The 12,589-nt window shown below is 45.7% G+C and carries 12 protein-coding genes; 7 read left to right on the forward strand and 5 right to left on the reverse strand.

Features of this window, described 5'->3' with window-relative positions:
- Positions 1-194 precede the first annotated feature (194 nt).
- Together NI461_RS11640 and NI461_RS11645 are read left to right on the forward strand one after the other, a co-directional pair.
- A complete protein-coding gene (locus NI461_RS11640) occupies positions 195-659 on the forward strand; it encodes a hypothetical protein (RefSeq protein ID WP_253157361.1) in 465 nt (154 codons plus the stop codon).
- Entirely contained in the window at positions 650-985 is a 336-nt protein-coding gene (locus NI461_RS11645) for a hypothetical protein (protein WP_149494653.1), read from the forward strand. Before NI461_RS11640 ends, NI461_RS11645 begins: the two co-directional genes overlap by 10 nt.
- 19 nt (positions 986-1,004) lie before the next feature.
- Here NI461_RS11645 and NI461_RS11650 read toward each other — a convergent pair whose 3' ends face one another.
- The 3 genes from NI461_RS11650 to fadB form a co-directional block, all read right to left on the reverse strand.
- Entirely contained in the window at positions 1,005-1,508 is a 504-nt protein-coding gene (locus NI461_RS11650) for a hypothetical protein (protein ID WP_253157363.1), read from the reverse strand.
- 136 nt (positions 1,509-1,644) lie between these two features.
- Entirely contained in the window at positions 1,645-2,817 is a 1,173-nt protein-coding gene (fadA, locus tag NI461_RS11655; RefSeq protein WP_151204958.1) for an acetyl-CoA C-acyltransferase FadA, read from the reverse strand.
- A gap of 12 nt (positions 2,818-2,829) precedes the next feature.
- Entirely contained in the window at positions 2,830-4,980 is a 2,151-nt protein-coding gene (fadB, locus tag NI461_RS11660) for a fatty acid oxidation complex subunit alpha FadB (protein WP_151204959.1), read from the reverse strand.
- A gap of 492 nt (positions 4,981-5,472) precedes the next feature.
- Here fadB and lpxO point away from each other — a divergent pair, with 492 nt between their 5' ends.
- Both lpxO and NI461_RS11670 read left to right on the forward strand, forming a co-directional pair.
- Positions 5,473-6,390, forward strand: a complete 918-nt coding sequence (lpxO, locus tag NI461_RS11665; protein ID WP_151204960.1) for a lipid A hydroxylase LpxO — start codon at positions 5,473-5,475, stop codon at positions 6,388-6,390.
- A gap of 110 nt (positions 6,391-6,500) precedes the next feature.
- Entirely contained in the window at positions 6,501-6,935 is a 435-nt protein-coding gene (locus NI461_RS11670; protein ID WP_253152791.1) for a PH domain-containing protein, read from the forward strand.
- Between the two features lie 11 nt (positions 6,936-6,946).
- Here NI461_RS11670 and NI461_RS11675 read toward each other — a convergent pair whose 3' ends face one another.
- Complete coding sequence (locus NI461_RS11675; protein WP_151207586.1) at positions 6,947-8,008, reverse strand: AAA family ATPase; 1,062 nt, start codon at positions 8,006-8,008, stop codon at positions 6,947-6,949.
- A 221-nt stretch (positions 8,009-8,229) separates the two neighbouring features.
- Between NI461_RS11675 and uvrC the strand changes: the two genes are divergently transcribed.
- The 3 genes from uvrC (at position 8,230) to pgsA (ending at position 11,631) form a co-directional block, all read left to right on the forward strand.
- Positions 8,230-10,029: an excinuclease ABC subunit UvrC gene (uvrC, locus tag NI461_RS11680; protein ID WP_253157365.1), complete on the forward strand. Its 1,800-nt coding sequence runs from the start codon at positions 8,230-8,232 to the stop codon at positions 10,027-10,029.
- A gap of 112 nt (positions 10,030-10,141) precedes the next feature.
- A complete protein-coding gene (locus NI461_RS11685) occupies positions 10,142-10,936 on the forward strand; it encodes a thioesterase family protein (RefSeq protein ID WP_253157367.1) in 795 nt (264 codons plus the stop codon).
- A 107-nt stretch (positions 10,937-11,043) separates the two neighbouring features.
- Positions 11,044-11,631, forward strand: coding sequence for a CDP-diacylglycerol--glycerol-3-phosphate 3-phosphatidyltransferase (pgsA, locus tag NI461_RS11690; protein WP_151205447.1), 588 nt, complete (start codon positions 11,044-11,046; stop codon positions 11,629-11,631).
- 659 nt (positions 11,632-12,290) lie between these two features.
- On the opposite strand, the gene NI461_RS11695 is transcribed toward pgsA, so the two are convergent.
- Positions 12,291-12,563 (reverse strand): oxidative damage protection protein, encoded by a 273-nt coding sequence (locus NI461_RS11695; RefSeq protein WP_151205448.1) that lies wholly within the window; start codon positions 12,561-12,563, stop codon positions 12,291-12,293.
- Positions 12,564-12,589: the final 26 nt, after the last annotated feature.

Genomic DNA, 12,589 nt, shown 5'->3' on the forward strand with positions numbered 1-12,589 from the left:
TAGAGTTGTGGGTTTTGTGTGGTAACTCAACTGATGGCTCTAGTCCTTCTGTTTTTCAAGTCCATTTCTTATCCGCGATTCGGGTTAAATAGGATTTTATTGGTGGAAAAATAAACCAATTTTACAAAGGGATAACATTTGGTCTAGTTAAGAATTATAATTATTTCAAACAAATAATTATTTTAGAGAGTGTAGTGGTCGAACTTCAAACAAATGGATATATTACTTGCTCATCCTGTAATACAGTAAATAAACTTAATCAAATAGGAGAGCAGGGGCTTTATCACTGTGGTACATGCAAAAATCCATTAATTCTTATTAATAAAGAAAAGTCTAAATCTGGTTTACTGAAGACTTTAGTTATTGCAGGCATGATCGCAGTCGCTGGTGGAGTAGGTATAAATCAGATTAAGGATGCTCTCCGACCAACTGAAATCAATTATTCCAAAATACAAACAAATTGGACAGACACACAAGTTAGACAGTTTGATCTCAATTGTAAGGCTAATGTGGCACTAGAGAAGAAAAAATGGGATGTTGAGCGTATTGATAAAACATGTACATGTTTTACTACTTATGTTGTTGAAAATACAAAATACCCATTATGGGGTAAATTAGATCCTGAAGTAGTTAGAGCAGGTATAAAAGAATGCACGTAGTTGGTACAGAAGTAATTCAATTAAATTTAAATACGAATTTGAGTAATTTTTTAAACTTGGTCGATGAAGTTTATGCAGGAAATTTAAAGGCTTTTAGTGATGCTTTTTCTGATACGGATGCCTCTTTTTATGAGCGCTTAAAAAAAGATATTCAAAGAGCAAAGCAAGGTTCATTAACTGTTAAGAAAGAAGATGCATTGAAGAAATATATTTTTTTTCTTGAATATAAACAGTGGGAAAAGAACAAACAGACAAAATTCTCTAAGAAATTGGATCTACAATTCGATATAGCAATTGAAACGCTATGTAAGGCAACTGAGCAGTAATACTGCCCAGTTTTAAGGATTATTTACAAGCACCGGGTACTCGACATGCACAGCTTGAAGGAGCATGGCAGGCATGATCATCTCCACAGCGTGCCTCTATCGTGAAGTCCGGATACGGGCCGAACCAAATTTCATAAAGTTCTTTGGTTCGTCGGAATGTATGCTTTAAATTTTGTTGGTCGACTTCATCATGAATGCCAAAATATGGATAGTGATGCAGATAAGCTCCAAAAACTTTCATGCAATCCATGTGGTAGTTTCGAGTATCTAAAATGTGAGCATGCCAAAACTCATCAACAAGTCTGTTAGGTACTAACGTTTCTTTTGGATAAATGTATTTTAACGCTAGAAAACGTTTGTATTCTTGTTCGGCAAATTCACAGACATCAACAGACATTTTTGCTTCAGAACCTATAGTTAATTTAAATTTCAGTTTTTTGAAGTTTAAACTTGCAATAGCACTAGGCATATTTGAACTTTGTATAGTTGAAGAACTTTTAAATTGAATTGCTAAATTTTCCATTTTTTTTCCTTAGAAAGTCATAGCAGTGTTGCTATGTAGGAAATATTGCCATATGACTTTCTTTGGATAAGGGAATTTTAAGGGACAAAAAACCCCGCACTCAGCGGGGTTTTCTTTTTATCACAGTATTTAAAAATTAAACACGTTCGATCACTGTTGCAATACCTTGACCCAAACCAATACACATCGTCGCCAGACCGATTTGAGTATCTTGCTGTTCCATGATGTTTAGGAGAGAAGTGGTAATACGCGCGCCAGAACAGCCCAACGGGTGACCTAATGCAATCGCACCACCATTCAGGTTCACGATATTCTGTTTCTCGTACAGCCCTAAGCCTTTAAGTACAGACAGACCTTGCGCAGCAAAGGCTTCGTTCAACTCAACAGTTTGAATATCTTCAATCGTCAGACCAGCACGCTTCAATGCTTTTTGTGTTGCCGGAACCGGGCCATAACCCATGATTGCGGCATCACAGCCTGCCACTGCCATAGAACGGATCACTGCACGTGGTTTCAGACCCAAAGCTTGAGCACGTTCAGCAGACATCAGCAACATAGCCGATGCACCGTCTGACAATGCTGAAGACGTTGCAGCAGTTACTGTACCGCCTTTAGGGTCGAATACTGGACGTAAAGCACGGAAAGTTTCGATGTTGGCATCCGGACGGATCACTTCATCAATATCGCACAGAACTTTGTAACCGTCAGCATTATGACCTTCAATGCCTACGATCTCGTTCTGGAACAGACCATTTTCAGTTGCAGCCCAGGCACGGCGGTGTGATTCAACACCAAACGCATCCTGTTCTTCACGAGTAATGCCGTTCATGCGACCTAGCATTTCAGCCGTTAAGCCCATCATGTTTGAGGCTTTTGCATAGTGCTTAGATGCAGCAGGGTTTAGGTCGATGCCGTGCATCATGCCAACGTGGCCCATGTGCTCTACACCACCAATGATGAAAATATCACCCTGGTTAGTGGCAATCTGAGCAGCCGCAGTATGGATCGCCTGCATAGAAGAACCACACAGACGGTTTACGGTCTGACCTGCAACAGTCTTCGGAAGGTCGGCCAACAATGCGATGTTACGCGCAATGTTCATCCCTTGTTCCAGAGTCTGGTTTACACAGCCCCAGATCACGTCTTCAACTTCATTCGGGTCGAATTCGTTACGAACCATCAACGCACGGATAAGTTCAGCTGACATGCTGTCGGCACGTACATTGCGGAACATACCGTTTTTCGATTTGCCCATGGCCGTACGTACGCCATCAACAATCACAACGTCACGTGGATTTAAAGTAGCCATTCACGTCACTCCTTAACCGTAGAATTTTTTATTGTTAGCAGCCATGTCACGCAACATTTGCGGCGCTTCATAAGCCTTACCAAGATGTGCATACTTGTCGCAAAGTGCCACGTATTCAGCAACACCTGTCTGGTCGATATAACGGCATGGACCACCACGGAATGGAGGGAAACCAATACCCATGATCATCGCCATATCCGCTTCAGCAGGGGTCGCCACGATGTTGTCTTCCAGACAACGTACTGTTTCGTTGCACAGGGCCAGCATCATACGGTCAATAATTTCCTGAGCATCAAATTCGCGTTTTTCACCTGATACCACCGGAGCAATCACGTCATATGCTGTTGGATCAACAGTCTTAGCTTTTTTGCCTTTACGGTCGAGTTCGTATTTGTAGAAACCGACATCATTTTTCTGACCCAGACGTTTTGCTTCATACATGGTCTGGATAGAACCTTTGTAATCAGGCTTCATACGGTCAGGGAAACCTTCAGCCATAACTTCTGCACCATGTACGCCCGTGTCGATACCGACCACGTCCATCAGGTAAGCAGGACCCATTGGCCAGCCGAATTTTTCCATAACTTTATCGATTTGCTGGAAGTCTGCACCGTCTTTCAGTAACAGGTCAAATGCGCCGAAGTAAGGGAACAATACGCGGTTCACCAGGAAGCCCGGGCAGTCATTCACCACGATTGGGGTTTTACCCATTTTCTGGGCCAGAACGACAGTCGTTGCAATGGCTTCTTCAGAGGTTTTTTCACCACGGATCACTTCAACCAGTGGCATCATGTGTACCGGGTTAAAGAAGTGCATACCAACAAAGTTTTCAGGACGTTGCAACGCTTTTGCTAAACGCGTGATTGAAATCGTCGACGTGTTGGATGCAATAATCGTGTTTTCACGGACATGCTTTTCAGTGTCTGCGAGAACGATTTCTTTGACTTTAGGATTTTCAGTAACTGCCTCAATCACGATATCCACTTCTTTAAACTCTTCATAGCTTAAAGTCGGACGGATACGCGCCAGAGTTTCGCCCATTTGCGCTGGCTTCATCTTTTTGCGTTCAACCTGCTTGGTCAGCAGTTTGTTGGCTTCAGACATACCCAGTGCCAGTTGCGGGTTACCAATATCCTTCATGATGATTGGCGTGCCCTTGCTTGCCGCCTGGTAAGCAATACCGCCACCCATGATACCAGCGCCCAGTACAGCGGCCTGATTGACCGGATGTGCACCTTTTTCATGTTGCTTAGAGGCTTTTTTCACCACTTGGTCATTCAGGAACAGACCGATCAATGCGCCTGCTTGTGGTGTTACTGCTGCTTTGGCAAAGCCTTGAGCTTCTATTTTTAGCGCGTCGTCACGATGCAGACTGGCACCCGCCTGAAGCGAGTCAAGCAATAATTTTGGCGCCGGATATTGAGCTGGATTCGCTTTCGCCAGTACTGCACCTTTAGCCGTGTTGAATGCCATCATTTGCTCAAGCATGTTCAACTTCACTGGGTCCAGTTTTTCCTGACGTTTTTCCTTCCAGTCCAGACGGCCATGAATCGCCTGTTTCACCAGGTCAATTGCTGCATCTTTCAGCTTGTCTGCGGCAACCACTGCATCCACTGCGCCATCTTTGAGTGCCGCAGCCGGCTTTTTAGGAGCAGCCATTGCCATCCATTCAACAGCATTATCGATACCGATCAGACGGCTTAAACGTACTGTTCCACCAAAGCCCGGGAAAATTCCCAGTTTAATTTCAGGCAGGCCAACTTGCGCCTGTTCTGACATCACACGGTAGTCACAGACCAAGCACATTTCGAAACCGCCACCCAGTGCCATGCCGTTAATGGCAGCCACCTTGGGAATATCCAGGTCTTCGAAGCTATTGAAGATTTCGTGAACTGGCATCGCCCAGTCAACAATTGCCTCTTCGCCCTGTGCGAAGTTAGCCCCGAATTCAGTGATGTCAGCACCTACAATAAAAGTAGATTTTGCTGAAGTCACAATCAGGCCCTGAATATCAGCCTGAGATACGGCCTCAATTGCAGCCTTAAAATCTTCAATCGTTGCACGGTTGAATTTGTTAACCGACTCACCTTGTAAGTCAAAGCGGAATTCTGCAATTCCGTCCTCAAGCATTTGGACGGTAATGGCATTGCCAGCGTGGATCATGCCCTGATCTCCTTTATTTTGGAGGACTTCTAAGTTGATGTTGTGAAGCAAGCGCGCATTTCCCGCACACTTTTATACTTCGCCAATCTTACGATAACTATAGCCAAAAAGAACATCACAAGTTGTATCAAGCCGTGACGCAAGGGTCATCAATTTTTAGCGACCAGTTCAGCTGCGGTTACAGTCAGGCTCTAGCGAACCGTCATTGTAGTGTAGTGAAGTTATTGTTTCATTTTCACTTTTTTTATTACGATGGCTGAATTTTTATAACCCAGAACGGACTGCTTGCAAATACTCGCTCTGTGGTTTTTTAGTCAAAAAAGTCAATTCAGCTAGAAAATATGCAGTTCAGCTAAGGAAAATAGACGCGACACTGCGTTCCATTAGTGTGGTGCTAGCAGAGAGATCCGCTTTGTTATAATACCGACATTTTTTGACTCATGTGTTTTTTCCTGTGCCTAGTTGGGGGCCTAAAGTTTTCTGGATACTAATATGCTTAAGTGGATTATTTTGGCCATTTTCGTCATTTCAGCGTTATATATACAACGCCGTGGCAAAGTTCGGCATTCATTTTACCGTCAGTTTTTTGATCATTCGACCCTGCTGGCACCCATCAATTTTTTAATGTACCTGTTTTCCAGGGTGCCCAATCAGCCTTATATCGATACCCAGCATTTTAAGGACCTGCAGGTTCTGGATGAACACTGGGAAATGATTCGTGATGAAGCCCGGGCTTTGTATGAACAGGGGGGCATCAAAGCCTCCAGTAAATATGATGATCTCGGCTTTAACTCGTTTTTCAAGACCGGCTGGAAACGCTTTTATCTAAAATGGTATGACTCGGCCCATCCGTCTGCAGCAGAGCTGTGTCCAAAAACCACCGCCTTGCTGCAAACCCTGCCCAGCATTAAAGCCGCCATGTTTACCGAACTGGCGCCAGACAGCCGTCTGGTACGGCATCGTGACCCCTATGCCGGTTCATTGCGTTATCATTTGGGATTAATGACTCCAAATGATGACCGCTGTTTTATTGATGTCGATGGTGAACGTTATTCCTGGCGCGATGGCGAGAGTGTGGTATTTGATGAAACCTATATTCACTATGCCGAAAATAAGACCGATCAAAACCGGATTATTTTTTTCGCCGATGTAGAGCGCCCTTTAAAAACCCGCTGGATGGAAGCTTTTAATCACTGGTTTGGTAAAAAGGTGATGACGGCGGCCAGCTCACCGAATGAGGCCGGGGACCAGACCGGTGGCTTAAACAAAGCCTTTGCCTATGTTTATCAGATTCGTATTCAAGCCAAAGCGTTAAAGGCCAAAAACCGCCAGCTCTACTATTTTCTGAAATGGTTCCTGATGCTGGGGATATTCTTCCTGATTTTTATCCGGCCTTATGTGTTCTCCTAAACCATAACTAAAAGATAAAAAACGCTCATCTGGGCGTTTTTTATTGATCGGGAAGCATCAGCACAGGACTCTGATTTTGTGTAAGATAGATACAGAAACAGGGGAAAGCGATGCACATATTTCGTTCCAAAAAAGACTGGTGGCTGCTGGCCTTTATCATCTGTATGAGTGGACTGCTCATACAGCTATTACTGACCATGCAGGCCAAGGGTACGCTGCTGCAATATCCGCTGCATAGTGCTGTTTATATACTGACGATTGTCGTGATCTGGTGGCCGGTATGGAGTACCCGCTATATTGTTCAGGACGATATGCTGTCGATTAAAAGCCTGTGGTTGAGTTGGCAGATTCCGCTGCATGCTATTCAGCAGATCCAGCCCACGGATTATTCCGAGGTAGCTCCGGCGCTATCTTTAAAACGTTTGAAAATTACTTATATGCAGGCAGATACGCAAAAATATGTGCTAATTTCGCCTAAAAAACCAGAACAATTTATGCAGGCGATTGCATCACATCAGGCAAGAACCTCTGCTAAATCAGTTTGAGCGGCTGGGAATCAATCCTCCGAGGGGGCAGGCAGAATCCGTAGTTGTCCATCATGACAATCTAAAAAAAGCTCGAACTGTTTTGGCTGTTTCAAGAAATACATGGCCAGAATCGGTTCCAATTCTGTGCGTATTTTACGGCCCAGATGGCGGGCGCCATAACGGATGTCATGACCCTGATAAAAATAGGCCTTGGCGGCGGGGCTTAAATGCACCTGACGCTGCTGATGTTGCAGACGTTTGTTGAGTTTTTCCAGTTCAATCTCAACCAGACGCGGCAAGGCATCCTGCTGTACCGCTTGATAGTGCAAGGTACGATCAATCCGGTTTAGGAATTCTGGATCAAATTGACGCTGCATGATGTGGTCAATAATACGCTGAGTCGCTAGCTTTTTTAGACAAAGTTGCTGCATTTTCTGTGGCAGATAAGCCAGTTTTTCCAGATATTGCTGGGCGGCCTGTGCTCCGATATTACTGGTCATAAAAATCATACAGTTACGAAAATCAATGGTTTTGGTTCCGGCCGTCAAGGTGAGGCGGCCGGTATCCAGCACATTCATCAGCCCGCGAATCACTTCGGTACTGGCTTTTTCCAGCTCATCAAACAGCATGATGCCCGGGCGGGTATGACTGCCGGTAATCGCGATTTCATCAAACAGGCTATGACCTTCTTTAGAGCCAACATAGCCCGGTGGTGCGCCAGTCAGGGCCGCTGCATAATGTTCCTGCGCCAGCGTATTCATATCAATCCGGCAGAAGGCATCCGGACGGCCATAAATTGCCTCAGCAATCAGGCGTACGGTTTCCGTTTTACCGACGCCGGTAGGGCCGAGCATTAAAGTCACTGAAAGCGGTCGTTCCGGGCTGGAAAAATCGGCTTTGACCACATGCAGCATGTTCTCGATTTCAGTTAAGGCAGCATCCTGTCCAATAATGCGCTCGCGCAGGAATTGCATGACCGACTCAGGCTCAAAATGAAAACGTGGTTTCCCGATCAGGCGGTCCCGTTCAGCGCGACTCTGGCTGGAGGTCGCAGGTTGCGCAATATGAATACCGGATGGGGAACTGGTCATCTTGGATCATCTCGAGATAGAACAGCTTGAGCATAGCAAAGATCGCGCAGGCAATTTATAGCTTTTAGCAATCACCGCATGGCGGAGGACTTATAACTGTCCGCTCTGCCTCAATCTGTTGATTTAGCTGCCCCGTTCTGGCTAATTTTGTATTATTGCTTGAAAATGACACAAGAAACATCACATATATCTGCATATTGCAGGTGAAAAATAGGTTTTAGGTGAACGAGAACGCACGCCCTCATATTGAAAAAATCCTGGCCCATATGACCACCTTGCCCGGGGTCTACCGGATGTATGGCAAAGATGGTGAATTGTTGTATGTGGGAAAAGCCAAGAACCTGAAAAACCGGGTATCCAGCTATTTTGTCAAAACCATTGATCATCCCAAAACTCAGGCTCTGGTGGCGCGAATTTATGACATTCAAACCCTGATCGTGCGTTCGGAAACCGAAGCCTTGCTCTTAGAGCAAAACCTGATCAAGTTGCATCGCCCGCCCTATAACATCATGCTGCGTGATGATAAGTCCTATATTTATATTTTTGTCTCGGCGGATAAGCCCTATCCGCGTCTGGCCAGTGGGCGCGGCAAGGGGAAGCACCAGGTCGGCAAGTTTTTTGGGCCTTATCCGAGTGCCTATAATGCACGTGATACTTTGGTGATTCTGCAAAAACTGTTTAATGTCCGCTCCTGTGAAAACAGTTTTTTTGCCAACCGTACCCGGCCTTGTCTGCAATATCAGATCAAGCGCTGTTCAGCGCCCTGTGTCGGCTTTATCTCGCCAGAAGACTATAAGGAAGATGTTGATAATTCAATCCGTTTCCTGCGTGGTGATACCCGGGAGTTAAACCAGGAACTGATTGCCAAAATGGAAGCTGCGGCAGAAAATCTGGAATTTGAAAAAGCGGTATTTTTCCGGGACCGCATGGCCTTGCTGCGTGATGTGCAGGCCCAGCAGGCGATTTATAAGGTCAAGGGCGAGGCCGATATTTTGGCGATTGCCTCTCAGGCCGGTGTGACCTGTGTGCAGATCATGCATGTGCGTAATGGCAAAATGTTGGGGGGAAAAGGCTATTTCCCGGACATGCTCAGTGATGATCTGGGGCAGATGTTGGCAGACTTTATTGCTAATTTTTATTTTCAGGTGGCCGATGAAATTCCGACAGAACTGATCGTCAATATTGAGGTGGCTGATCGCAAGGAGCTGGAAGCCGCATTGTCCCAGCATTTTGACAAAAAAATCCAGATCAAGTCCAGAGTCCGGGAAACCCGGGCCGAGTGGCTGGAGCTGGCCGAAATGAATGTGCAGAATGCCATTCAGGGCAGGCTGGCCAATCATTTTGAACTGAATGAACGCTTCCATCAGCTAGAGCAGGTGGTCGGTCGTCCGGTAGACCGGATTGAGTGTTTTGATATCTCACATACGATGGGTGAGGATACCGTGGCCTCCTGTGTGGTTTTTGACAGTGGGGGTGCCCGGAAACGGGATTATCGCCAGTTTTCCATTCATGACATTACTGAAGGTGATGATTATGCGGCCATGCGTCAGGCCCTAACTCGGCGTTATAAAAAGGCCATGCTGCCGGATTTACTGCTGATCGACGGCGGCAAAGGTCAGCTGCATATGGCTATGGAGGTGATGCAGGAGCTGGGGCTGGATGCCTTTATGATCGGGGTATCCAAGGGCGAAGGCCGTAGGCCGGGTCTGGAAACCCTGCATTTTACCGATGGCAGCAAGATTCAGCTTCCGGAAGATCATAAGGCATTGCATCTGATCCAGCAGGTGCGTGATGAAGCGCACCGTTTTGCCATTACCCGGCACCGGGCCAAGCGTGACAAAAAGCGCGGCTCATCCGTACTGGAAGTAATTCCGGGCTTAGGGCCTAAACGCCGTCGTGATTTACTGACCCATTTTGGCGGGATTCAGGGGGTATTAAAAGCTTCAGAAAAAGACCTGCAACTGGTTCCGGGACTTGGCTCAGTGATGGCACGCATGATTTACAAGACCCTGCATGAATAAAAAACCAGAACGACCAGGGCAAAAATGCTCACTGACTGGGGTGTCATCCGACATTTCTCAAGTGGCTTTTTCCAGGCAGAATAAAGAGAGATCAACGTACTAAGGAAGAACAATGTCTTTACATGGATTGTATGCACAAATTGCCGAGCAGGAATGGGTCGATTTCCCAGAAGGCTGGTTACAGGGACGCACCTTGTATGGTGGTCTTGCAGCTGCGATGATGATGCAGAAAGCGGTATTGGCCATTCAGAATCCAAGCCAGTGCCTGCTGAATGCCAGTGTGACTTTTGTAGGTCCGGTTAAGCAGGCCAAAGTCCGTTTGACCGCAGAAATCTTGCGACAAGGCAGGTCTGTCACCACCATTGAAGTGCGTTTATGGCAGGATCAGGCCGTACAAAGTATTTTGCTTGCCAGTTTTGGAGCAGCCCGGGAGTCGGAGATTCAGGTCAGGCTAATGCCGCAGGCCCCTGACTATCCAGCGCCTGAGCAACTGTTGCTGTTTCCGGGCGAGCAGGAGCTACCAGAATGTTATCAGCATTTTCAGCTGGCCTGGGCAGATGTCAATTTGCCTTGCAGTGCCAGTACAAGACCAGATTTTGGTGGATGGTTCCGGTTTCATCCTGAAAAGCATAGCAACCGTAAATTTCAGCTCGCTGATTTAATGGCACTTTTTGATATTTGGCCGCCCGGGGTACTGCCAATGTTTAAAAAACGGGCACCTGCCAGCAGTCTGACCTGGAATGTTACTTATGTGCATCCGTTGCAGCACCAGTTAAAGGATTGGTTTAAATATAAAGTATTTACAGACCATGCAGCAGACGGTTATGCAACTGAATATGCCTATCTCTGGGATAGTGAAAATCGTCTGATTGCGATCGCCAGGCAGACGGTGACCGTGTTTGCCTAGTGACACTGCACGCCAATTCGTATAAAGTGAGGCCTATCAATGATGGATCAAACCTCAGAAAAAGTGTGCATTTTCATCGTACATGAGGGGAACAATTGGCGGTGTCTATGACTACAGGTCGTATCCTGAATATTCCTAATATCTTGACCTTGGCGCGTATTGTCCTTATTCCGGTATTTTTATTGGTGGCCTATTGGCCCCCTGCAGTGGGGATTTATGGGGCTGAGCCGAATGTCACGCGACATCTGATTCTTACTGCGATTTTTGTTATTGCGGCAGTAACAGACTGGTTTGATGGCTATCTTGCCAGGACCTTGAACCAGACCTCTGCATTCGGGCGTTTCCTGGACCCGGTGGCTGATAAGCTGATGGTGGCGGCTGCCTTAATTGTACTGGTCCAGTGGCAACCGACCATCTCTATGGCATTTGCAGCCATCGTGATCATTTCCCGTGAAATTACCGTCTCGGCATTGCGTGAATGGATGGCGGAACTGGGTGCGCGAACCAGTGTGGCGGTCTCCACAGTCGGAAAATATAAGACCGCTTTTCAGATGATTGCGATCAGTGTATTTCTGCTCAACTGGCCGCCTCTGGAAATGCTGGCCTATGCACTGCTGTATACGGCAGTAATTCTGACTTTATGGTCGATGTTTATTTATCTCAAAGCGGCTTGGCCGTATTTAAAACAGCCTTAAAACACATACATAAGAAAGCTCCATTGATGGGGCTTTTTTTTATGGTTAATTGAGAAAGGTTTTGTAAAAATAACAGGCAAAAAAATACCCAGCCTTTGGGGGAAGAACTGGGATGAAATCGGGGTATTTCTCAGTTGTTATTATAGTTATTCAAAGATATCTCATCTTCTTGTTAGCCATTATGACAGGAGTTTTCATAAAAACATGGGATTTCTTGTTGCTGAATGTTGTGTTTTGTAGAGGCTCTGTATTGGGGTTTTACAATCCATTATTTTGATACAAACTTGATGGTTTTTTATGGGGGAAGGGGCTGCTTAAAGTCAGAAAATACGCTAGTAAAAAAGTTGCCTTGAGCTGCTTGCGAGATATTTTTCAAGCTACGCTGCTGGCTCGAAATAGCTTAGAAAAACGATATGACGAATTTTGCGTTTTAGAAATGAAAATAATTTTTCAGCACGACTTTAGGACTCACTAGAGCAGGGCTTTAAATCGCAAACACTCTTTTCTTAGAGGTGTTCAGCCCCACTTTCCTTGCTTGTCTTGCCTCATTTTCAGTCCTATAAAAAAAGAATCCCCAAAATATGGAGATTCTTTCAGGGTTTTAGTCTATGCAGACTGTGCCCTTGTGTTGCGGCTTAGTGGAGCAGTGCTCCACTTAATCACGCCTCAGGCTTAAGACCTTCGGCTTTTTCTAAAGTTTCATCATTATTGAAGAACTTCTCACGTTGTTCTTCCAGAAACTTTTTTGCATCCGGTTCAAACACGCTTAAACGCTTTTCATTGATCAGCGTGGTCTGGTGCTTTAACCATTCCTGCCAAGCCTGTTTAGACACGGTATCAAACAGTTCCTGTCCCTTGGCACCCGGGAATGGTGCAAAGTCTAGACCTTCCATCTCTTGTTGATACTTACGGCAAAATACTTGTCGAGACATACCAATACTCCAAATTAAAGCGAAAG

The organism is Acinetobacter sp. S4400-12, from assembly GCF_024129495.1.
Taxonomy (GTDB): Bacteria; Pseudomonadota; Gammaproteobacteria; order Pseudomonadales; family Moraxellaceae; genus Acinetobacter; species Acinetobacter lwoffii_C.